Origin of the sequence: Geobacillus genomosp. 3 (assembly GCF_000445995.2) — a bacterium.
In the GTDB taxonomy this organism is placed as follows: domain Bacteria; phylum Bacillota; class Bacilli; order Bacillales; family Anoxybacillaceae; genus Geobacillus.
In genome coordinates, this window is sequence record NC_022080.4 from 722436 (window position 1) to 744904 (window position 22469).

24 protein-coding genes and 1 other annotated feature are annotated in these 22469 nt (G+C 51.3%); of the genes, 14 read left to right on the plus strand and 10 right to left on the minus strand.

Going from position 1 to position 22469, the window contains the following annotated elements:
* Nucleotides 1-41: 41 nt before the first annotated feature.
* Together trpS and M493_RS03745 are read right to left on the minus strand one after the other, a co-directional pair.
* On the minus strand, nucleotides 42-1031 hold the full coding sequence (trpS, locus tag M493_RS03740) for a tryptophan--tRNA ligase (protein WP_023817507.1): 990 nt from the start codon (nucleotides 1029-1031) through the stop codon (nucleotides 42-44).
* Between the two features lie 46 nt (nucleotides 1032-1077).
* Nucleotides 1078-1311 (minus strand) — a binding site (T-box leader).
* 46 nt (nucleotides 1312-1357) lie between these two features.
* Nucleotides 1358-1732: a DUF3899 domain-containing protein gene (locus tag M493_RS03745; RefSeq protein WP_020958945.1), complete on the minus strand. Its 375-nt coding sequence runs from the start codon at nucleotides 1730-1732 to the stop codon at nucleotides 1358-1360.
* A 423-nt stretch (nucleotides 1733-2155) separates the two neighbouring features.
* Here M493_RS03745 and M493_RS03750 point away from each other — a divergent pair, with 423 nt between their 5' ends.
* From M493_RS03750 to M493_RS03770, 5 genes are all read left to right on the plus strand, one after another.
* A complete protein-coding gene (locus M493_RS03750) occupies nucleotides 2156-3802 on the plus strand; it encodes a peptide ABC transporter substrate-binding protein (protein ID WP_020958946.1) in 1647 nt (548 codons plus the stop codon).
* A 133-nt stretch (nucleotides 3803-3935) separates the two neighbouring features.
* Nucleotides 3936-4865, plus strand: a complete 930-nt coding sequence (opp3b, locus tag M493_RS03755; protein WP_020958947.1) for an oligopeptide ABC transporter permease — start codon at nucleotides 3936-3938, stop codon at nucleotides 4863-4865.
* A complete protein-coding gene (opp3C, locus tag M493_RS03760; RefSeq protein ID WP_023817511.1) occupies nucleotides 4862-5884 on the plus strand; it encodes an oligopeptide ABC transporter permease in 1023 nt (340 codons plus the stop codon). The genes opp3b and opp3C overlap by 4 nt, the downstream gene beginning before the upstream one ends.
* A 21-nt stretch (nucleotides 5885-5905) precedes the next feature.
* Complete coding sequence (locus M493_RS03765) at nucleotides 5906-6967, plus strand: ABC transporter ATP-binding protein (protein ID WP_020958949.1); 1062 nt, start codon at nucleotides 5906-5908, stop codon at nucleotides 6965-6967.
* The gene (locus M493_RS03770) at nucleotides 6960-7895 is read left to right on the plus strand and encodes an ABC transporter ATP-binding protein (protein WP_020958950.1); all 936 of its coding nucleotides are present in this window, start codon (nucleotides 6960-6962) and stop codon (nucleotides 7893-7895) included. Before M493_RS03765 ends, M493_RS03770 begins: the two co-directional genes overlap by 8 nt.
* Nucleotides 7896-8015: 120 nt before the next feature.
* Here the strand turns inward: M493_RS03770 and M493_RS03775 are convergent, their stop codons facing one another.
* Nucleotides 8016-8198, minus strand: a complete 183-nt coding sequence (locus M493_RS03775) for a hypothetical protein (RefSeq protein WP_020958951.1) — start codon at nucleotides 8196-8198, stop codon at nucleotides 8016-8018.
* Nucleotides 8199-8503: 305 nt separating this feature from the next.
* Here M493_RS03775 and spxA point away from each other — a divergent pair, with 305 nt between their 5' ends.
* Nucleotides 8504-8902 (plus strand): transcriptional regulator SpxA, encoded by a 399-nt coding sequence (gene spxA, locus M493_RS03780; protein ID WP_020958952.1) that lies wholly within the window; start codon nucleotides 8504-8506, stop codon nucleotides 8900-8902.
* 51 nt (nucleotides 8903-8953) lie between these two features.
* Here spxA and M493_RS03785 read toward each other — a convergent pair whose 3' ends face one another.
* Nucleotides 8954-9616, minus strand: coding sequence for a TerC family protein (locus M493_RS03785; RefSeq protein ID WP_020958953.1), 663 nt, complete (start codon nucleotides 9614-9616; stop codon nucleotides 8954-8956).
* Between the two features lie 215 nt (nucleotides 9617-9831).
* Between M493_RS03785 and mecA the strand changes: the two genes are divergently transcribed.
* From mecA to pepF, 4 genes are all read left to right on the plus strand, one after another.
* On the plus strand, nucleotides 9832-10512 hold the full coding sequence (gene mecA / locus M493_RS03790; RefSeq protein WP_020958954.1) for an adaptor protein MecA: 681 nt from the start codon (nucleotides 9832-9834) through the stop codon (nucleotides 10510-10512).
* A gap of 161 nt (nucleotides 10513-10673) precedes the next feature.
* Nucleotides 10674-12182, plus strand: coding sequence for a cardiolipin synthase (cls, locus tag M493_RS03795; RefSeq protein ID WP_020958955.1), 1509 nt, complete (start codon nucleotides 10674-10676; stop codon nucleotides 12180-12182).
* A 170-nt stretch (nucleotides 12183-12352) separates the two neighbouring features.
* Nucleotides 12353-13642 (plus strand): competence protein CoiA, encoded by a 1290-nt coding sequence (locus tag M493_RS03800; RefSeq protein WP_020958956.1) that lies wholly within the window; start codon nucleotides 12353-12355, stop codon nucleotides 13640-13642.
* A gap of 32 nt (nucleotides 13643-13674) precedes the next feature.
* Nucleotides 13675-15498: an oligoendopeptidase F gene (gene pepF / locus M493_RS03805; RefSeq protein WP_020958957.1), complete on the plus strand. Its 1824-nt coding sequence runs from the start codon at nucleotides 13675-13677 to the stop codon at nucleotides 15496-15498.
* A gap of 13 nt (nucleotides 15499-15511) precedes the next feature.
* On the opposite strand, the gene M493_RS03810 is transcribed toward pepF, so the two are convergent.
* From M493_RS03810 to M493_RS03830, 5 genes are all read right to left on the minus strand, one after another.
* Nucleotides 15512-15709, minus strand: a complete 198-nt coding sequence (locus tag M493_RS03810) for a hypothetical protein (RefSeq protein ID WP_020958958.1) — start codon at nucleotides 15707-15709, stop codon at nucleotides 15512-15514.
* Nucleotides 15710-15994: 285 nt separating this feature from the next.
* Entirely contained in the window at nucleotides 15995-16888 is an 894-nt protein-coding gene (gene spxH, locus M493_RS03815; RefSeq protein ID WP_020958959.1) for a ClpXP adapter protein SpxH, read from the minus strand.
* Nucleotides 16881-17294, minus strand: coding sequence for a globin (locus M493_RS03820; RefSeq protein WP_020958960.1), 414 nt, complete (start codon nucleotides 17292-17294; stop codon nucleotides 16881-16883). The genes spxH and M493_RS03820 overlap by 8 nt, the downstream gene beginning before the upstream one ends.
* A 101-nt stretch (nucleotides 17295-17395) precedes the next feature.
* The gene (locus M493_RS03825) at nucleotides 17396-18007 is read right to left on the minus strand and encodes a lytic transglycosylase domain-containing protein (RefSeq protein WP_020958961.1); all 612 of its coding nucleotides are present in this window, start codon (nucleotides 18005-18007) and stop codon (nucleotides 17396-17398) included.
* Nucleotides 18004-18594: a CYTH domain-containing protein gene (locus M493_RS03830; protein ID WP_020958962.1), complete on the minus strand. Its 591-nt coding sequence runs from the start codon at nucleotides 18592-18594 to the stop codon at nucleotides 18004-18006. Before M493_RS03830 ends, M493_RS03825 begins: the two co-directional genes overlap by 4 nt.
* A 129-nt stretch (nucleotides 18595-18723) precedes the next feature.
* Between M493_RS03830 and M493_RS03835 the strand changes: the two genes are divergently transcribed.
* The 4 genes from M493_RS03835 to M493_RS03850 all read left to right on the plus strand — a co-directional run bounded on the left by M493_RS03835 (nucleotide 18724) and on the right by M493_RS03850 (nucleotide 21687).
* Nucleotides 18724-19101 (plus strand): hypothetical protein, encoded by a 378-nt coding sequence (locus M493_RS03835; protein WP_020958963.1) that lies wholly within the window; start codon nucleotides 18724-18726, stop codon nucleotides 19099-19101.
* A gap of 105 nt (nucleotides 19102-19206) precedes the next feature.
* Nucleotides 19207-19845, plus strand: a complete 639-nt coding sequence (locus M493_RS03840) for a GTP pyrophosphokinase (protein ID WP_020958964.1) — start codon at nucleotides 19207-19209, stop codon at nucleotides 19843-19845.
* The gene (locus M493_RS03845) at nucleotides 19842-20657 is read left to right on the plus strand and encodes an NAD kinase (RefSeq protein WP_020958965.1); all 816 of its coding nucleotides are present in this window, start codon (nucleotides 19842-19844) and stop codon (nucleotides 20655-20657) included. Before M493_RS03840 ends, M493_RS03845 begins: the two co-directional genes overlap by 4 nt.
* Before the next feature lie 130 nt (nucleotides 20658-20787).
* Entirely contained in the window at nucleotides 20788-21687 is a 900-nt protein-coding gene (locus tag M493_RS03850; RefSeq protein WP_020958966.1) for an RluA family pseudouridine synthase, read from the plus strand.
* A 9-nt stretch (nucleotides 21688-21696) separates the two neighbouring features.
* Here the strand turns inward: M493_RS03850 and prpE are convergent, their stop codons facing one another.
* Nucleotides 21697-22434, minus strand: a complete 738-nt coding sequence (gene prpE, locus M493_RS03855; protein ID WP_020958967.1) for a bis(5'-nucleosyl)-tetraphosphatase PrpE — start codon at nucleotides 22432-22434, stop codon at nucleotides 21697-21699.
* Nucleotides 22435-22469: the final 35 nt, after the last annotated feature.

Consider the following 22469-nt stretch of genomic DNA (forward strand, 5'->3'; position numbering starts at 1 on the left):
CTGCGCCCGCCCGTTTTTGTATGGCTGCGTCATATGGATGTTCACCGCCGCCGCCCAAGCCCCATGGCCTGCTCCATTTTGCGCACCATTTCCGAAGCGATGCGGTTTGCTTTTTCCGCTCCGTCGTCCAAAACCCGGTCAAGCTCTTCGCTTTCGAGCCAATGGTAATATCGCTCTTGGATCGGTTCGAGCGCTTGAATGACCACGTGGGCCAAATCGGCCTTAAAGACACCATACCCTTTCCCTTCATATTGTCGCTCGAGCTCGTCAATCGGTTGCCCCGATAAAATCGAATAAATGTTGAGCAAGTTCGAAATGCCCGGTTTCGCTTCCTTATCATAGCGGATCGTTCCTTCCGAATCGGTGACGGCGCTTTTAATTTTCTTTTCGATCGTTTTGGCATCATCAAGCAGCGTAATAAACGCCTTTGGGTTCGGGTCGGATTTGCTCATTTTTTTCGTCGGATCGGCAAGGGACATAATGCGGGCGCCGATTTTGGGGATGCGCGCTTCTGGAATCGTGAACAGTTCGCCATACCGCTTGTTGAAGCGCTCGGCCAAATCGCGCGTCAGCTCGATATGCTGCTTTTGGTCTTCGCCGACCGGGACGATATCCGCGTTGTAAAGCAAAATGTCAGCCGCCATAAGCGGTGGGTAGGTGAGCAGCCCGGCGCTGACCGCCTCTTTTCCGGCCGATTTGTCTTTAAACTGCGTCATCCGCTCAAGCTCGCCGATATACACAATGCACTGCAGCATCCAAGCCGCCTGGGCGTGCGCCGGCACCTCCGATTGAATGAACAGCGTCGCCTTCATTGGATCGAGACCGACCGCCAAATACAAGGCGGCGAGGCGGCGGATGTTTTGTTGCAGTTCGTTCGGGTCTTGCGGAACGGTAATGGCATGTTGATCGACAATGCAAAAGTAGCAGTTGTACTCATGCTGCAGTTCGACAAACTGCCGCATTGCACCGATGTAGTTGCCGAGTGTAATCACACCGCTCGGCTGGATGCCGGAAAAAATCGTTTTCACCACTTTTCACTCCTTTACGAAAAATGAAAAAAGCCCTACTTCCCTCTTTGGTAGGGACGGTAGGACCGCGGTGCCACCCTAGTTACTGCGCTAAAGCGCAATCGCTCAACCCATGCGAAATTCATGGCGCCCCGATAACGCGGGGAGGACGTCCCAGCCTACTTGCCTGCGGGTTCGGCCGGAAGCTCGAAAGCCCATTCCATATGGCTAGCCGCTTGTTCGCACCGCCCACAAGCTCTCTGAGGGCGTCGCCATATGTACTCTTCTTTCTCATCACTTTCTCGATATTTGTTTCTTTATTATAGGAGAAACTCCCCGTCTTTGCAACCTCATTGTACTGCATACCCGGCAGCGATCATCGCGAGAAAAAGAAGCAGGCCGGAAAAAAGGAGCGGATACGTTATAGCGAACCGCACCGGACCGGTGGGCTCGTCTGCCTCATGCTCCCCCGCTATTTCCTCCACATAGCTTTCCGCTTTCGTCCCTCTTTTGCGCAGCCGGCGAAATCCGTAAGCAAATCCGTTGAAAAACCCGCGCTCGTAGACGAATAAAAGCCCGCCGAGCGACAGCGGAACAAGAGAAAGCAAAAATGCGGCGTTAATGAAGGAAACCGCCGTCCATGTCCCTTGCCGGAAAACGATCAGCGCGCTTGTTGTCAACATCGCAACGATGAGCCATCCGGTTCGAACAGCGATCTGTTTCATCTCGTTTCTCCTGCCTTTCTGATTGCCGCTTTTATTGTACCATAAAACGACTATGTGAAAAGGTTGTTAAAATTATTAACAAAGTTATATTAAAAAATATACCACCATTTTGGAAGTGAAGGAATAATTTGCTTTAGAACCGGTGGGGGAAGGAAAAAAATTATATTGTAAGCGTTTTCTAATATGTTTACAGAAATTTTTTATTTACATTAGCGTTGAAAATCGTTACAATGCAGATGTAAATACAAGCCGATCTTCCTGGTAATTTGCAAGTAATTCGAAAATTTTTTATTTAATAAAATAAAAAAATTCTTTTCAAATATACTAATACAGGATATAATAGGGCATGTAAGTACAATCTTCTGAAACCTAATAGTTCAGAAGATTTGTAATACACTACATAAACTCAAGGGGGGTTTTTAAGTGAAGAAGCGATTTTCTTTCTTCCTCGTTCTGCTTCTGGCGCTGTCGACGTTTTTGGCAGCATGCGGCGGCGGGGATGACAACGCCCAAGGCGGCGAAGGCGGCGAGAAGCCGGCGGAGAAAAAAGAGCAAGTATTGAACTTGCTTGATTCTTCGGAAATTCCGTCTCTTGACTCGGCGCTCGCTACCGACCAAGTATCGTTTATCGTCTTGAACAACGTCATGGAGGGGCTGTACCGTTTAGGGAAAGACAACAAACCGGTCCCTGGGGTGGCGGAAAGCTATGAAGTGAGCGAGGACGGCAAAACGTATACGTTCAAACTCCGCCAGGATGCCAAATGGTCCAACGGCGACCCGGTGACGGCGCACGACTTCGTATTCGCTTGGAAGCGCGTGCTCGATCCGAAAACGAAGGCTGAGTATGCGTACATTATGTACGACATTAAAAACGCAGAAGAAGTCAACACCGGCAAATTGCCGGTTGACCAACTCGGCGTCAAAGCGCTTGACGATTACACGCTTCAAGTCGAGCTGAAAAACCCGATTCCGTATTTCATCAGCCTGACCGTATTCGGCACGTTTATGCCGCAAAACGAGAAATTCGTAAAAGCACAAGGCGACAAATACGGTCTGGAAGCGAACACGACGCTGTACAACGGCCCGTTCGTCTTGAGCGAATGGAAACATGAACAAGGCTGGACTTATGAGAAAAACCCGAATTACTGGGACAAAGATACAGTGAAGCTGGAAAAAATCAACGTCAAAGTCGTCAAAGACACGGCAACGGCTGTCAACTTGTATGAAACAAAGCAAGTTGACCGCGTCGGCTTGACGGCGGAGTTCGTTGACAAGTACAAAAATGATAAAAACTTCAGCACAGAACTGGAACCGTCCCTTTTCTGGCTGCGCATGAACACGAAAAAAGAACCGTTGAACAATGTGAACGTGCGCAAAGCGATCGCGATGGCGATTGACAGACAAGCGATGGTGGATACGCTCCTCAACAACGGTTCGATCGTCGCGAACTTTACCGTTCCGAAAGAGTTTGTTGTCGGCCCGGACGGGAAAGACTTCCGTGATGCGAATGGCGACTTAGTGTCGTACAACGTGGATGAAGCGAAAAAATTATGGGAGCAAGCGAAAAAAGAACTTGGCAAAGATCAATTCACGATTGAGCTGTTGAACTATGACAGCGACAGCTCGAAAAAAATTGGCGAGTATATTAAAGCACAGCTCGAGCAAAACTTGCCGGGCTTGACGGTTAACATTAAACAACAGCCGTTTGCGCAAAAGCTTGAGCTCGAAAGCAAAATGCAGTACGATTTGTCGTTCTCCGGTTGGGGCCCGGACTATCAAGACCCGATGACGTTCCTTGACTTGTGGACGACCAATAATCCGCACAACCAAACGGGTTGGTCCAATGCCGAGTATGACAAGTTGATTCAAGAGGCGAAAACGACGCTGCTTGGCGATTTGCAAGCCCGTTGGGATGCGATGTTGCAAGCGGAAAAAATCGTCTTTGAAGAAATGCCGTTTGCCCCGCTCTATCAGCGCGGGACTGCATATTTGCAACGCGAGTATGTGAAAGACATTGTTTCACATCCGTTCGGCGGTGACTACAGCTACAAATGGGCATATATTGAGTAAACGTTTTGCATGAAGTGCCGGGGAGAGTATATGCAAGGGCATATACTCTCCTTTTGCCTGCCAAGGCGAAAAATGTCGAAAAAGATAAAAGATTAAAATATTGTTATGTTCAATGAAAAAGAGGAGGTGCGCCATGGTACGGTATACGATCCAGCGACTCGTGTATATGGTGATTACGCTGCTGGTTATTGCCACCGTCACATTCTTTTTAATGAAACTGTTGCCGGGATCGCCGTTGCAAAACCAAGAAAAATTGACGCCGGAGCAGAAGGAGCTTATTTTAAAAGAGTACGGGCTTGATAAGCCTGTGCCGGTTCAATATGTGCAATATTTAGGCAACTTGCTGCAAGGCGACTTAGGTGTCTCGTTCCAATACGACAACCGTCCGGTGACGGAGTTGATCGGCGACCGGATCGGTCCGTCGGCCCAGCTTGGGTTCCAGGCGATCGTTTTCGGCACGCTTGTCGGCTTGTTGCTTGGTATTTTTGCAGCGATCCGTCACAACGGTTGGGGCGATTATGTAGCTACGGTAATCGCGGTCATTGGGATTTCCGTCCCTTCGTTTGTGTTGGCCGGGTTTTTGCAATATTTTATCGGTGTCAAGCTGCAATGGCTGCCGGTCGCGTTTTGGGAAGGGGTTACGTACACGATTATGCCGACGTTGGCGTTATCTGCCGGCGTTATTGCCAACATCGCCCGCTTTATGCGGACGGAAATGCTTGAAGTGCTAAGCTCTGACTACATTTTAACCGCTCGGGCGAAAGGGATCAGCAACGCCAACGTCATTACGAGACACGCCATTCGCAACTCGCTCATCCCGGTGATCACAATCCTCGGTCCGATGGCGGTCAACTTAATGACGGGGACGCTGGTTATTGAGAAAATTTTTGCCGTTCCAGGTCTTGGGGAGCAATTTGTCCGCTCGATCGAGCTAAATGACTATCCGGTCATTATGGGGACGACGTTGTTTTATTCGGCGTTATTGATCTTTGTCATCTTTATTGTGGACATTCTTTACGGAATTGTTGACCCACGCATCCGTTTAGCGGGAGGGAAAAAATGATGGCGAAACAACAATACGATCAGCTTTCACCGGAATGGTTCCAGCCCGCCCCGCCAAATGTCGGTGAGCAAGAAAAAATCAACCGCCCAAGCTTAACGTTTTGGCATGACGCGTGGCTTCGCCTGCGTGAAAATAAGGCGGCGATCGTCGGGCTGATTATGATTGTCATTTTGGCTTTATTAGCGATTTTTGCACCGATGGCAAGCGAGCGCTCTTATAAAGATCAAAACTTAAGCCATGCAAAATTGCCTCCGAAAGTCCCTGTGTTAGAGAATATTAGTTGGCTTAACTTGGATGGAAAAGATCCAAATGGCGTCGATGTATATAAAGAGCGCGGCGTGAAAGAGTACTATTGGTTTGGCACCGACGACTTGGGCCGCGACTTATGGGTAAGAACGTGGTACGGGACGCGCATTTCCCTTTATATCGGTTTGTTAGCTGCTTTGATTGACTTGTTTATCGGCATTGCTTACGGGGGTATTTCCGGCTACTATGGCGGCCGCGTCGACAATGTCATGCAGCGCATCATCGAAATTTTAAACGGCATTCCGTATTTGATCGTCGTCATTTTATTTATTTTAATTTTCGAACCTGGGATTATTTCGATTACGCTGGCGATGGTCATCACCGGCTGGACGACGATGGCGCGTATTGTACGCGGACAAATCTTAAAACTGAAAAACATGGAGTACGTGTTGGCAGCGCGGACGCTTGGGGCATCGAATTCCCGGCTCATCTTTAAACATTTGATTCCAAACGTTATGGGGCCGATTATCATTACGACGATGTTCACCATTCCAGCGGCCATTTTTACCGAGGCGTTTTTGAGCTTTATCGGTCTGGGCATCCGTCCGCCGGAAGCATCGCTCGGCTCGCTCGTGAATGAGGGGTATAAATCGATTCAAACGTATCCGCATTTGATCATTATCCCGTCGATTGTCATCAGCTTGCTTATTTTAAGCTTTAACCTGTTGGCTGACGGGCTGCGCGATGCGCTCGACCCGAAAATGCGCAAATAACGGACGGAAGGGGTGAAGACGGTGGAAAAAATTTTACAGGTGAACGATTTGCACATCTCCTTTGATATTCATGCTGGTGAAGTGCAGGCAGTCCGCGGTGTCACCTTTGATTTGTATAAAGGGGAGACGCTGGCGATTGTCGGTGAGTCGGGCTCTGGGAAATCGGTGACGTCAAAAGCGCTTATGCGCCTGCTGCCGACACCGCCAAGCCGCATTAAACAAGGAGAAATTTTGTTTGAAGGAAAAGACTTGACGAAGTTGCCGGAAAACGAGATGCAGTCGATCCGCGGCGCGAAAATTTCGATGATTTTCCAAGATCCGATGACATCGCTCAACCCGACGATGACGATCGGGAAGCAAATTACGGAGGCGATCTTGAAACACCAAAAATTGTCGAAAGACGAGGCGCGCAAACGGGCGATTGAACTGTTGCAACTCGTCGGCATTAAAAATGCCGAGCTGCGCATGAAGCAATATCCGCATCAATTTTCCGGCGGGATGCGTCAGCGTGTTGTCATTGCGATTGCGTTGGCGTGCAACCCGAAAATTTTGATCGCCGACGAACCGACGACGGCACTTGATGTGACGATTCAGGCGCAAATTTTGGAGCTGATGAAAGACATTCAGAAAAAGCTAGGTATGTCGATTATTTTCATTACCCACGACTTAGGGGTTGTTGCCAACATGGCTGACCGGGTTGCGGTCATGTACGCCGGTAAAATCGTAGAGATCGGGACGGTCGATGAGATTTTTTACAACCCGAAACATCCGTACACATGGGGGCTGCTCGCCTCGATGCCGAGCCTTGACCATAAAGATACGGAACTGTATTCGATTCCGGGCTCGCCGCCGGATTTGCTAAATCCTCCAAAAGGCGATGCGTTTGCGCCGCGCAACCCGTATGCGTTAAAAATCGACTATGAGCTTGAGCCGCCAATGTTTCAAGTGTCGGATACGCATTATGCGGCGACATGGCTTTTGCACGAGATGGCGCCAAACGTGGAACCGCCGGCCGTTGTGCGCGAGCGGATGAAACAGTTCGCTGACATCGTTGCCCGGAAAGGAGGCAAACCGCGTGGCTAAACAAAAACTGCTCGAAGTGAAAAACTTAAAACAATATTTCCCGGCCGGCCGTGGTGAAGTGGTCAAAGCGGTCGACGGGGTGACGTTTGATATTTATAAAGGCGAGACGTTCGGCCTTGTCGGCGAGTCAGGTTGCGGCAAGTCAACGACAGGAAGGACGATCATCCGGCTGTATGACGCAACAGATGGGGAAGTACGGTTTAACGGCGTTAATGTACATGGAAAAAAATCAAAAAAAGAGCTGAAAGAGTTAAACCGGAAAATGCAAATGATTTTCCAAGATCCGTATGCGTCGCTCAATCCGCGGATGACCGTCGCGGATATTATTGCGGAAGGCATTGACATTCATGGACTGGCGAAAACAAAAGAGGAGCGGATGCAGCGCGTGTATGAGCTGCTTGAGACGGTCGGATTGAACCGCGAGCACGCGAACCGCTATCCGCACGAATTTTCAGGCGGCCAACGCCAACGGATCGGCATTGCCCGCGCATTGGCGGTCGAACCGGAATTCATCATCGCCGATGAGCCCATTTCGGCGCTTGATGTGTCGATTCAAGCACAAGTGGTGAACTTGATGAAACGGTTGCAGCGTGAAAAAGGACTGACGTATTTGTTTATCGCCCATGATTTGTCGATGGTCAAATACATCAGCGACCGGATCGGGGTCATGTACTTCGGGAAAATGGTGGAGCTCGCTGAGTCGGAAGAGCTGTATCGCAATCCGATCCATCCGTATACGAAAGCACTGCTCTCCGCGATTCCGCTTCCAGATCCGGAAACGGAGCGGACGCGCAAGCGGATCATTTATGACCCGGCACAGCACGGCTATCAAGACGGGGAAGAGCTCGAATTTCGTGAAATTACACCGGGCCATTTCGTGCTTTGTTCGGAGGAAGAGTATAAGCGGTACCGGGCGATGTATGCCTAAACTCTGCTCTTGTTCAGGAAGGAACCGCTCCTGCGGGCATGAAAAAGCGCCGTCTCTTCACCGACGCTTGATACGAACGGAGAAGCAGACGGCGTGATGCCATGCGCCCGTTTCCGGGCGTCATTTTTTTCCCCCGACGAAATTCCACCCTTGCTGAATGCGGCGAGAGGCCTCAACATGCTTTTCTCTCTTGTTTCGGCCAAACAGCCGCTCTCCAATCGTGTTGCTCACGCTCCCCATCAAGGCGGTGATGCCGACAATCAATGCTGAAGCAATGGCAAAATCAACGAAATAGCCGGCCATTTGTTTTTCCTCCCTTTTCTCTTCTACTTTGATTGTAGAGGATTTTTCTTCCCATTGGAAGGGGAACAGAGAAAATTGCATCAATCCGTTGAAAAACTATATCTTTCTTCATTCATTTATTGTATAATATATCATGTTAAAGTCATTTCAATTTGCAAATGATTAACAAGACGGCCGGCCGCCCGGCAGGTGGCATAGGCCGTATCGCTATGCCGTCGGGCTTGTTAAAGCGGGCATAGCTGTATGCGCCCGTCAGCCGACGGGCTGGGAAAGCAAGGGATTCCTTGTGAAAAGGAGTGATCAAAATGGTCAAGCTATACACATCACCGAGCTGCACGTCGTGCCGGAAAGCGAAGGCGTGGCTCGAGAAGCATGATATTCCTTATGTTGAACGCAATATTTTCTCCGAGCCGCTTACGGTCGAGGAGATTAAAGAGATTTTACGGATGACGGAAACGGGGACGGATGAAATCATTTCGACCCGCTCAAAAGTGTTTCAAAAGCTGAACATTAACCTCGAGTGTTTACCGCTGCAAGATTTGTACGAGCTTATTCAAAAAAACCCGGGCATTTTGCGTCGGCCGATTATTATTGATGAAAAGCGGCTCCAAGTCGGTTATAACGAAGATGAAATCCGCCGCTTTCTGCCGCGCAAGGTACGGGCGTATCAGCTCCGCGAAGCGCAGCGGCTAGTGAACGGGTGACAAAAAAACTTCTACATGGCCTGCCATGTAGAAGTTTTTTATCGGTGCCAGTCAGCGAATGGCGCGCGCCCGACGGTTGGCCGCAAAGCCGAGCAAAACGGCAAGAATGGCCGCTGCGACCGGAAAAAGCAGTTCCCAGCGCGGATCGTAAAACGGGTGCAACCGCTCTTCAGTGGCGATCATTTTTCCGGCAGTGTAAGCCAATAAGGCGCCGCCGATATAAATTAGAAACGGAAACCGTTCCATGGCATAAAGGACGATTTTGCTGCCTAAAATGATGATAGGAACGGAGCAAAGAAAGCCGAAAACGACAAGCCCGGTATGCCCTTGGGCTGCTCCGGCGATGGCGATGACGTTGTCCATCCCCATGACAACATCGGCGACAACGATCGTGCGGACGGCTTTCCAAAGCGATGGCTCGGCTTTAATCGCGACCGGTTTTTCGTCCTTCTGCCCGATCAGCTTCAAGGCGATCCAAAAGAGGATGAGGCCGCCGGCAAGCTGCAAAAATGGAATGGTTAACAGCCATACGACCGCTGCGGTTAGGAAAATGCGGACAGCGATTGCCAACGCCGTACCGAGGATAATGGCGATGTTCCGTTTCTGTTCCGGCAAGTTGCGGCTCGCTAACGCAATGACAACCGCATTGTCCCCACCTAGAATGACATCGATGCCGATGATTAATAAGATCGAGACGATATATTCATCCACCATAGGCGTCCCTCATTCCGTCCGTGTTCATCATCATTATAGTAGGGCATGGCCGGTTTCATAACCAATTTTTAAAAACGCGTTTTTTTATTTCCCTTCTTTCGCTTTTTGTCATAAAATATAAAGTACAAGATATAAGTTTTGATTTCAATAGAATGCCTAGGGGAACGATCCCTTCCCTTTTTTATTTCTTTGGTTTAGAAGGGAGAGTTGAGAAGATGGAAATTGAACGCATCAACGACCATACAGTGAAGTTCTATATTTCGTATGTTGATATAGAGGAGCGCGGTTTTGACCGTGAAGAAATTTGGTACAATCGGGAACGAAGTGAGGAACTGTTCTGGGAAATGATGGATGAGGTCCATGGTGAAAGCGATTTTTCGCTCGACGGCCCGCTTTGGATTCAAGTGCAGGCGTTGGAAAAAGGGCTTGAAGTAGTGGTGACGAAAGCACAGTTGTCTAAAGACGGAAGCAAGCTGGAGCTGCCGATTCCGGAGGAAAAATGGCGCGAGTTTTCGCTGTCAGCTGATGAGAAGATTGAATCGCTGTTCGGTCACCATTTCCATTTCGGCCGAAACGATACTTCTGGAGACGGGGAAGAACAAGATGTTCTTCAGTTTATGCTTTCGTTTAAAGACATTGAAGACGTCATCTCCTTGGCGCATCGCGCTGACTTTTCCGGCTTGTCGAACCGTCTGTTCCGGTTTGAAGGGCGCTATTATTTGTTCGTTGAATTTGGCGAACAATATACCGAACACGAAGTCGACAATATGCTCAGCCTTCTCTTGGAATACGGAAATGATTCGCAGCTGACGATTTACCGTCTCGAAGAATACGGAACCGAAATCATGGGCGACAACGCGCTCGAAACAATAAAACAATATTTTCCAACTCGATAACGTTTCTATTCTGCCGATTTCGCTTCCAGAAATCGGCGTTTTCTTTGTTGGAAACATCTAATAAGGATGGTGGGAGAGGGAAGGGAAGAAAAGCGGATGAAACCATTGGCCGCGGAGTGCAGTATAAAGAGGGAAGAGGATGATCAGTTGGAGGGGTTTGGTTGAGAAACGCATCAAGAGTTGCCATTCTTGCTGGCATCGTTGGCCTGCTGCTGGCCTTGACACACGATTATTGGGAAGGAAAGCTTCTCGGTATTTTTAGTGTACTAATCTCTTGCTCGGTTGTGTTTATTGCGTTTGTTATTTCGCTTGAAAACCGGAAGCCGGCGCAGACGATCGCCTGGTTGGCGGTGTTAGGCAGCTTTCCGATTGTTGGCTTTTTGTTTTATTTATTATTCGGCCGCAACTATTGGCAGCAACGTCGCTTTAAAAGAAAGGCCGAATTTGATGCGGCCGTGCTGTTGAAGTTTCAGGAGCCGTCGCCGATTGCCATCGAGCGGCTGCCGATAGCGCTCCATCAGCGCCCGCTGTTGCATCTTGCCTATCGTGTCGGCCAGCACCCTGTGTCATTGGCATCGCAAACGGCGGTATTGACCAATGGTGAAGAGACGTTTGCGGCGATTTTTGCCGAGCTCGAAAAAGCGGAGCACCATATCCACTTAGAATATTATATCGTCCGCCATGACGAAATCGGTCAAAAACTGAAGCGTGTTTTGATGGAAAAGGCGCGCCAAGGCGTGTGTGTCCGTTTTTTATATGATGCCGTCGGCAGTTGGAAACTATCAAACGCTTACATCGAGGAGCTGCGCGCAGCCGGAGTCGAAATGATCCCATTCTCGCCGGTGCGTCTGCCGGTATTAAGCAACCAAATTAACTTCCGCAACCATCGGAAAATTATTGTCATCGACGGGGGCGTCGGTTTTGTCGGCGGGCTGAACATCGGGGACGAATATTTAGGAAAAGATAAGTATTTCGGATTTTGGCGTGATACCCATTTGTTGATTCGGGGCGAGGCCGTCCGGACACTGCAACTTATTTTCCTGCAAGACTGGTATTATATGACGGGCGAGCGGTTGTTGACGCCGGACTATTTGTCGCCGCCGCTCATTGTCGAGGAAGGCCAGGGCGGGGTGCAGCTCATCGCCGGCGGCCCCGATCAAAAGTGGGAAGTGATTAAACAGTTGTATTTTGCTATGATTACGTCAGCGAAACGGTCGATTTGGGTTGCCTCGCCGTACTTTGTGCCGGATGAAGACATTTTAACGGCGTTGAAAGTGGCGGCGCTAAGCGGCATCGACGTCCGCCTGCTCGCGCCGAAACGCCCGGACAAAAAAATTGTCTTTTACGCCTCGCGCTCGTACTTTCCGGAGCTGTTGGAAGCTGGGGTGAAAATTTACGAGTACGAAAAAGGATTTTTGCACAGCAAGGTGATTGTCGTCGATGGTGAGCTGGCTTCGATCGGCACAGCGAACATGGATATGCGCAGTTTTCATTTAAACTTTGAAGTGAATGCGTTTTTGTACTATACGGATAGCATCAACAAACTTGTGGGCGATTTTTTAGAAGATTTCTGTCATGCCTCTTTGATCGACTATGAGCAGTTTCAGCAGCGTCCATTCCGGGTGCGGATCGCTGAATCGGTTTCCCGCCTGCTGTCACCGCTGCTGTAGGAGCATTTTCTGATCACATATGATCCAAGTCCGCCGGCTCGGCGGGCTTTTTTTCATTGACGCGGCCTAAGCCGGCAGGAAACATAAGGGCATTTGCCGAACCCATAGACGAACGGAGGACAAAGGTGTGCCTTTGAAAAAACAGCAACAAAAGAAAGGGAGGGATTGCCTTGTTTGTCGCCATCTCAGCCGATGGCCGGCCCATTTCGCTTGCCGGAGCGGAAAGGTGGAGCCCGGAGCGGCTTGTGCAATTAAGAAACGGTGAACCATTTTTTTGTCCCGCTTGTCGGGAAGAAGTCGTGCTGCGGTCCGGTCGCCAACGCTTGCCGCATTTTGCTCACCGGAAAGGGACGGTCTGTCCGTTCGAGCATGAACCAGAGTCGGAGCGGCATTTAACCGGAAAGCGCGATTTGTTCGCCTGGCTCGTCCGCCAGGGGATTGAAGCGAAGCTTGAACCGTATTTGACTGCCATCAGACAGCGCCCCGATGTGTTATTTCGGTACGGCCCCCATCTGTATGCCCTCGAATACCAATGTTCCACCATTGAGGAATCGCTGTTTTGTGAACGCAATAACGGCTACCGCCGCCTTGGCATCCGGTCGCTTTGGGTGTTAGGGGCGCACCACCTGCGGCGCTCGCCGAAACGCCCAAATGAAGTGTCGTTCTCCCGGTTTCAATGGCTGTTTGCCCACCGCGTTCCGCTTTCCGCTGTTCCTCATGTATGGTACTATAGTCCGGAAACAAAGCGTTTCATCCGTCTTTCCCGCCCGTTGCCGCTGACGGTGCGCCGCACGTTGGTCGCCATCGATTCGCATCCCCTTTCCACATTGTCTTTCGCTGCCCTGACTGCTGTCCATCCGCAGCCGCTTCCGCCGACATTTTGGGACCAATGGCTTGAAGGAAAAAAACAATGGCGCCGGACGTTTCCGCTTTATCCGAATAAGGCGATGCGCCGCATTTGCGCTGATTTTTACCAGGCCGGCATCGCCCCGTCACTGTTCCCGACCGAAGCCGGTTGGCCGTTTCCGCGCGGCTATTTATGGGAGACGGCCCCATTCATTTGGCAAACATACGTCCTTCTGCCGCTCCTTCGTCAAGAGGGGAAGCCGATGACACTGGCAGCACTGTTCCGGTGGATCGACGAGAAAATCCGCACCGGGCGGCTTGCACCACGTCGGTTGCCGCTTGCCGGGCCGGACACTTACCGGCAGGCAGTCCATGAATATTTGCATTGGTTAAGTTTGCTCGGCTATCTCCGCCGCGGGGAGGGAAGCGGACTTTATTTGGCTAAGCCGCTGTCGTTTCCGGCGACGGTCGAGGACGTCATCCGCCAAGATGCTGCTCTTCTTGAGCAAATTCGCCGGATACCGGCGCTTGCGCCATATTGGGCGGCGCTTGAGTTTGGAACTGGCGGGAAAAATGAGCAAAAAACAGGAAAAAAGGGCGAAAATAGTGAATAATAATCCATGTACCGATTGTTCAAGGAGGGACTATGACGGTGGAAGAGAATAAGGCAAAGAAGTCGCTCCCGTCCCGGAGCGACATACCTGTCGAGGAAACGTGGCGGCTCGAGGACATTTTCCCGACCGATGACGCTTGGGAACAGGAGTTTCAGCAAGTGAAAGGGATGATCCCGAAGCTCAGCGAATACAAAGGCCGGCTTAGCGAATCGCCGGAAGTGATGTATGAAGCGCTGCAATACCAAGATGAAGTGTCGATGCGCCTTGGGAAGCTGTATACATACGCCCATATGCGCTATGACCAAGATACGACGAACTCGTTTTACCAAGGGCTCAACGACCGGGCAAAAGGGTTGTATAGCGAAGCGTCGAGCGCGATGGCGTTTATCGTTCCAGAAATTTTAGCCATTGACGAAGCGGTGTTGCGTTCATTTTTGGAGCAATACGAACCGCTCCGCCTGTATACGCATGCGTTAGATGAAATCACGCGCCAACGCCCGCACATTTTGTCAGCTGAAGAAGAAGCGCTATTGGCGCAGGCCGCCGAGGTCATGCAGGCGACGTCATCGACATTCAGCGCGTTAAACAACGCTGACCTCATCTTTCCGACGATCCGTGACGAAAACGGGGAAGAGGTGGAAGTGACGCACGGCCGGTTTATCCGCTTTTTAGAAAGCACCGACCGCCGCGTTCGCCGTGATGCGTTTCGCGCCGTGTACCATACGTACGAGAAGTTCCAGAATACGTTTGCCAACACGCTTGCGGGCACAGTGAAAAAAGATAACTTTTTCGCCCGCGTCCGTCGCTACAGCTCAGCGCGGGAAGCGGCGTTAGATGCGAACAATATTCCTGAGAGCGTCTATGACAATTTGATCGCCACGATTCACGAGCATTTGCCGCTTTTGCACCGGTATGTGCGGCTGCGTAAAAACGTGCTTGGGCTTGACGAGCTGCATATGTACGACTTATATACTCCGCTTGTGCAAGATGTAAAAATGGAAGTGACATACGACGAAGCGAAGCAATATATGCTTGACGGGCTGGCGCCGCTTGGCGAGGAATATGTGGCGATCGTCAAGGAAGGGCTTGACAATCGCTGGGTCGATGTACGCGAAAATAAAGGGAAACGAAGTGGAGCCTACTCGTCGGGGGCGTATGGCACCCATCCGTACATTTTGCTTAACTGGCAAGACAACGTAAACAACTTGTTTACGCTCGTACATGAGTTCGGCCACTCGGTCCATAGCTATTATACGCGTAAAACACAGCCGTATCCGTACGCCCACTATTCGATTTTTGTTGCTGAAGTGGCGTCGACATGCAATGAGGCCTTATTGAACGATCATTTGCTGAAAACGATCGACGATGAGAAAAAACGGCTATACTTGCTGAACCATTACCTTGAAGGGTTCCGCGGCACCGTTTTTCGGCAAACGATGTTTGCCGAGTTTGAGCATTTGATTCATCAGAAAGCGCAGGAGGGAGAAGCGCTGACAGCCAAGACGCTCACATCGCTCTATTATGATCTAAACAAAAAATATTTCGGCGATGACATGGTAGTAGATGAGGAAATTGGCCTCGAGTGGGCGCGTATCCCACATTTTTATTACAACTATTACGTGTACCAATACGCAACCGGCTTCAGCGCGGCAACGGCGCTCAGCAGGCAGATTTTGGAGGAAGGAGAACCGGCGGTGAAACGGTACATCGACTTTTTAAAAGCCGGCAGCTCGGATTACCCGATCGAAGTGTTGAAAAAAGCCGGCGTCGATATGACGAGCGCTGAGCCGATCCGCCAAGCGTGCCAAGTGTTTGCGGAGAAGTTGGCGGAAATGGAGCGCCTGCTTGGAAAATAAAGCGGATGTGGCGTTATGGCCACATCCGTTTGGACGGAAACCCTTTAAATTGATGGCGGCGGTTCCAAGCTGTCAGCAGTCCAAGCCATGAGAAAAATAGGAGCGGCATCGTCATCCAAAGTGGAAGCAGCTGCATAAGGCCCAAAAGATTGAGAAAAAATGCAGCGATGGCGGCCGCGGCCCACAGAAATAAGACCATTCGTCTTTTCATAAAACGCCCGCCCCTTTTCGGTTGTTTTTACTTCAATATATGCCCATTGTCTATGCCGTCATGACAGGAGGGGAAGGCGGGACGAATTATGACAATAATGTGAACAAACGAGCAAACAGGTTGCCAATTTGTTTCGGCGTTTGTTAAGATAAAGATGTGAACGGAAGACAAAACTGATACCCCTTTGTTTGACCGTGAACAATTTCTCCCATCCCCTTTGTTGTCTTAACAACAACAAGAAGAAAGCCCGGCATCGGCCGGGCTTTCTTCTTTCTTTCTATTTTCTTAAGACAGGGCATCTTCGATATAGCGCCAAAACGTTCCGTGTTTGACGGGTACCCGCTCTACTTTTTGCTTCAGTTGCAGTTTTTTCATTTCTGTTTCCGCTTCTTGGACGGTCCAATTGTATACAACGGCAACTTCTTTTGTGGCGACAAATTTAAAATGGCTTAAAAATGACTCGAGCGGAGGGGGAGGGGACGGCTCGGGGCGGAAGCCAAGCATTTCGGCGATGAGTTCGACGTAAATATCATACGGATAGCATCCGGAAATTTTAATGCCTTCGTCTTCAATGTTTTCATTAAACAACACGAGTGCCGGCGTTTCATCGACATCCATTTCCGAGGTGATTTTTAAATCACACTGGAACGCTTTTGCCGCTCCTGGCGAATGCATGTCGCGCAGAAATTCATCAACATCAAGCCCGGCTTCAGCGGCGCATTCCGCCAGTACAGCCAAGTCAGCGACGTTTTGTTTTTCGAGAAACAGCTGCTCCTGTAATTTGCGCAAAAAACGAAGGCCGGCCCGTTTTCCTTGCATTTCTGCCGCTTTAATGGCGAGGGATGGGGCAAACGGGCTTGAGATCGGATTCTCCAACCAGACGTTTCCATCACACGACATGCCGGAACGATTGGCTGTCCATTCCCACGTCCTGGCCATCGCTTCCCGTTTGGTTCCTTTGCGCGTGTTTAATGCCGCCCACTTTCCGCTCAATATATGCCTTAAGGTAAAAAAACGGCCGTATTCAATCTTCAGCTTTTTGATGACGGGTTCGAGCCCCCAGCATTCCGGGCATAAAGGATCGATAAATAAGTACAGCTCAAGCGGTTTGTTCGTGTTGCCTAACGGCTGGGAAGGGACGTGAGACGGCGTCGTTTTCCCAGCGAACTTCTTATTCAAGGGAATACTCCTTTCTGTCCAAATGATCCGGGGTATTGACCATATGGTGGGCGGTGAGCACAAGGCGATGATAAAACTGTTCGCGCGCCGGCCCGGCCAGGCCGATTTCATCCATCGCCGCCCGCATACAGGCAAGCCATGCTTCCGCCCGCTTCGGCGTAATTTCGAACCGAAGATGGCGCGCCCGCATCATCGGGTGGCCATGCTCGGCAGTATAAAGCGGGGGCCCGCCCAAATATTGCGTTAAAAATTGTTTTTGTTTGCGGGCGATTTCTGTAAAATCATCGGGGAAAATCGGCCGTAAGTCCGGATGCGCTGCGACGCGCCGGTAAAACGCTTCGACAAGTTTCGTAATCGTTTCCTCTCCGCCGACCGCCTCATAAAGAGTTTGCCATTGTTCTCCCATTGCGGATGCTCCTTTTGCTTGAAAATCATTCGTCGTCATTTGATTGCTATTTTATCAACAGTGAACGTTTATCTCAAACAAAGTGACTCCAATGCCGCCATTTACACGCGATAACTTTGCAACACGCGCTCAACATAGGCTTTTGTTTCGGCAAACGGCGGCACGCCGCCGTAGCGGTCGACATGGCCCGGTCCAGCGTTGTAAGCCGCCAAGGCGAAAGTGATGTTGCCATTATACCGGTCAAGAAGTTGGCGCAAATATTTTACCCCGCCGTCGATATTTTGCGCCGGGTCAAGCGGATCGTCGACACCGAGCATTTTTGCGGTGCTCGGCATGAGCTGCATCAGCCCGAGTGCTCCCGCCCGGCTTTTCGCATCGGGACGGAAGTTGGACTCATGGCGGATCACGGCGCGAATGAGACGCGGATCGACCTCGTACTTGTTTGCGGCGGCAACGATGAGGGCATCAATGGAAGACGGTGCATCAGAAGCGCCCGTCCCCCCCGTTTCCCGGGCGGCGATGCTGCCGCCGGCAGGCGGTGAATCGGGATGTGGCCGGCCGTTCGCCATCGCTTCCGCCTGGTTGCTAAGGTATTCAGCAAGCAAGGTCGAAAACAGTGACGGAGCGGGCGATGGCAACAGGCTTGAACGCCCGGGCGAGAACGTCTTGAGCGCTTGCAGCTCGACGAGCAATTGTAAGGGTGAAACGGTCATGATCTTTCCTCCATTTCGCATTTCCGGGCGTAGAAGCGGGCGATTTTGTTTGGCGCCGGGCGGCGCGGGATGCCAAGCGACTCAAGCAGGCGCAAAAATCGCTCCTCGCCCGTTTTGGCGTTGTCCGTCTCATATTCGAGTTCATAATCTTCGCTTTGCAAGTAGAAGTTGCGGTCAAGGCATAGCAGGCCGCTTTCGTACGAACATTGGGCGCGCTCGGTGATCAAAGAGCCGAAACAGCGCACCTTGTGCGGGTCAACGCCCATTTCTGAAAGCAAGACCGCGATCGTCCCGTACAGCGGCGCGCCCGCGAGCAACGCTTCGGCTTCGGAAGCGGTGAGCGGCTCATGCGTCTCGAGAAGCGACCCGTCCGCCCGTGTTTGTTTCAATGTCAGCGTAAACCGCCCTTCTTTCACCCGGATGCGCAGTGCCGCTGCCTGCCTTTTCAAGGCGAACGAAGGGGTGTCAAAGTAATGATTTTCCTGGCGGCGGAAAGCGCCATCATCCAACCGGAAGGCGGCGCGTACGGCGGCGAATTCCTCCGCAGTCAGCAAGTTTTTGAATTCGATTTCGATTTCTTGGCGCATTGTTTTCTCCTCAAGTAAACAGTCTCCTTTTATTATCGGCGGTTTTCCGACGAATATCAATTATTTCGCCCACATAGGGTGAATATGGTAAAATAAAGGGCGGATGGTTGATGCGGAAGGAGAGAAAGTATGAACAACAAAGTGATCGTTGAACGGGCAGAGCGAAAAGACAGCCGGCTTTGGCTGTATGCTAACGATGTGCCGGTTCCGCTCGCCCATGTGACGCCAAAACGCCATATGCTCGTTGATTCGGATGCATTGGCGTTTGTGTATATTTTAGAGACAAACGACCGTTTTCTCTATGTTATGATTCCGAAAGAGTGGTGGCCGGAGCTGAAGGAGACGCTCGCGGAAAACGAACCCGTTTGGCTGAAAAGCGGGGAAGGGGCGGTCGAACTCGAACAGTTTGGTGAAGAGTTAGCCTATTTGCTTGAAAATATCCGCGGCAATGCTAATTATGGCGAGATGCTTGAACAAGCGGTGCAAGACGTGTTTTGGATCGAATAAGAAAGCCGGTTGCCTGCCTTTAAGAGGGGGCGGGGGAAGAGCGTGGGCGGCAAAACAGGCTGGCGGATGCCGAGGCAGACTGAACACATGTAGGCAGGTGATACGATGGTAAACCATTGGGATTTGTTTTTAGCCCCGTATAAACAGGCGGTCGAGGAGTTGAAAGTGAAACTAAGGGGGATTCGCGCCCAGTTTGAGATGATTGAGGCTCATTCGCCGATCGAATTTGTCACCGGACGGGTGAAGCCGATTGCCAGCATTTTAGATAAAGCCCAAAAGAAAAACATCCCGCTCGACCGTCTCGAGGAAGAGATGCAAGATATTGCAGGGCTTCGCATTATGTGTCAATTTGTCGATGACATTAAAACGGTCGTTGAGCTGTTGCGTAAGCGCAACGATTTTACGATCGTTGAGGAGCGCGATTACGTCACGCAAAAAAAAGAAAGCGGTTATCGTTCGTATCATGTCGTGATTCAATATCCCGTTCAGACGATCCGCGGCGAGAAAAACATTTTGGCGGAAATTCAAATTCGCACGCTGGCGATGAATTTTTGGGCGACGATTGAACACTCGCTGAACTATAAATATAGCGGCCGCTTTCCGGAAGATATTAAAGCTCGGCTGCAGCGCGCGGCGGAGGCTGCCTACCGTCTCGATGAGGAGATGTCAAAAATTCGCGTTGAAATTCAAGAAGCGCAAGCTGTTTTTTCACGAAAACAAGAAGCAAAAGGGGAAGGGCAATGAAACGAACCGATGCACCGCTGGCCTTCGCCATTACGTCAAAAGGGGACGATACGTCGAACGCCCTTGCGCAAAAGATGAAAACGTATTTGCTTGATTTTGATTTGCGCTACGATGAGGAAGCACCGGATTTGGTCATTTCCGTCGGCGGGGATGGGACGCTGTTGTACGCGTTCCACCGCTATTGCCACCGGTTGGACAAGACGGCGTTTGTCGGCGTTCATACCGGCCATCTCGGCTTTTACGCCGACTGGGTGCCGGAAGAAATCGAAAAGCTCGTAATTGCCATTGCTAAAACACCATACCAAGTGGTGGAGTATCCGCTGCTTGAGGTGACGATCCGTTACATTAACGGCGGGAGTGCGGCAAAGTATTTAGCGCTCAACGAATGCACGGTCAAATGCGTAAGTGGGACGCTCGTCATGGATGTTGAAATTCGCGGCGATTTGTTTGAGCGGTTTCGCGGCGACGGGCTGTGCATTTCCACGCCGACCGGAAGCACGGCCTACAATAAGGCGCTTGGGGGAGCGATTTTGCACCCGTCGCTCGAAGCGATTCAAGTGACGGAGATGGCATCCATCAACAACCGCGTCTTCCGGACGATCGGCTCGCCGCTTGTGCTGCCGGCGCACCATACGTGCTTGCTAAAGCCGGTCAATCATATCGATTTTCAAATTACAGTCGATCATTTGTCGCTCGTACATAAAGAAGTTAAATCCATTCAATGCCGGGTCGCCGACGAAAAAGTGCGTTTCGCCCGTTTCCGGCCGTTTCCGTTTTGGCGGCGGGTGCGCGACTCGTTCATCACCGACTGATGCCCATCCGGCGCCGGTCGACTGCTGCTTCGGCGGGAGGAAAACGCGCCGGTGTTCCTGTTTGGCGCGAAGCAGCGAACAGGTGGGGCGTTGGTGATTGACCAGGACTCCCATAGAAAGGTGGACGAACATGCCGCCGTTTACACTGACCGTTTTGATCGACAAACAGCATGATGGAAAGCTGCTGCGTCAGTTTTTGCAGGAGATGGGCATCTCGAGGACGGCGCTCACCGATATCAAGTTTCATGGTGGGGCGCTCTGTGTTGACGGCCGTCCGGTCACAGTTCGTCACGTGTTGCACGCCGGCGAGACGCTGTCGGTTGTGTTTCCGCCGGAGCGGACGAGCGATTGGATGGATCCGGAAGAGATGCCGCTTCATATCGTGTACGAAGACGATTACGTCCTTGTCGTCGACAAACCGGCCGGGTTAGCGACGATCCCGTCGCGCCATCATCCGGGCGGAACGCTTGCCAACGGCCTGCTGCACCATTACCGAAAGCAGCAGCTCGACTCCACCGTTCATATTGTGACAAGATTAGACCGCGACACATCCGGGCTTGTGCTCGTCGCCAAGCACCGCCACGTTCACCATTTGTTGTCCACGCTCCAGCAAAAAGGAAACGTAGCGCGTACATACGAGGCCATTTGCCACGGTGTCATCGTTGACGACCAAGGAACGATTGAGGCGCCGATCGGTCGCCGAAGCGACAGCATCATCGCCCGCGAAGTGCGGGCAGACGGCAAGCCGGCCGTCACCCATTTCCGTGTGCTCGAGCGGCTTCGCGGCTATACGCACGTATCGTTGCAACTTGAAACGGGACGCACGCACCAAATCCGCGTTCATTTGGCTTATGTTGGCCATCCGCTCGCCGGGGACGACCTCTATGGCGGAAACCGGGAGATGATCGACCGCCAGGCGCTTCATAGCCGCCAGCTTTCGTTTTTCCATCCATTTGAACGCCGCTGGTTGACATTTGCCGCTCCGCTTCCCCAAGATATGGCGCGCCTCATGGAAACGATGCGCGAATGAAGCGTCGGTTTATGGGAACGAACGGAATTTTTTCGGAACATATGGCATCGATGACGGCACCGAGACGGTCTCCATTTCCGGATAGCGCAACGCAGTGAGCGCACCGCCGAACACACAGCCGGTGTCGATGTTGACGGTTCGTCCGATAAACCGCGGAGTTTTGACAGGCGTATGGCCATAGACGACCCATGCGGCGCCGCGATACCGCTTCGCCCAGTCGCGGCGCACCGGCGTCCCGTCCGGGTTTGTTTCGCCGGTGATGTCCCCATATAGAACGAATGTCTTCACTTTTTTGTCCGTCCGCCCGATATAATCATGGCGAATGCCGGCGTGGGCGATGACAAGGCGCCCCTCATCCAAAACGGCGTACAGCGGCGCCTGCTCATACAGGCGGATAAATTGGCGGCGGACCATCTCCTGTTCGCTCGGGGGCAAGGCGTGGTATTCCGCGACGGTCGTCTCAAGACCGTGGGCGATTTGCACGTTGCGCCCTAAAAAGAAGCGGTACAGCTTATTGCAATGGTTGCCCGGCACATAGTAAGCCAGCTTTCGCTCGACAAGGGCGGAGACGATTTTGATCATGTTCAGCGACTCGGGGCCGCGGTCAGTCAAATCGCCGACAAACCCGAGCTTCCGCCCGTCCGGATGAATCGGTATCCCTTCGTCCCAGATATAGCCGAGTTTTTCTGTCAACGCAGCAAATTCGCGGCGGCAGCCGTGAATATCGCCGATAATGTCAATGGCCATAAGAGGCGCTCCTTTCTCACTATGGTCGGTGTACT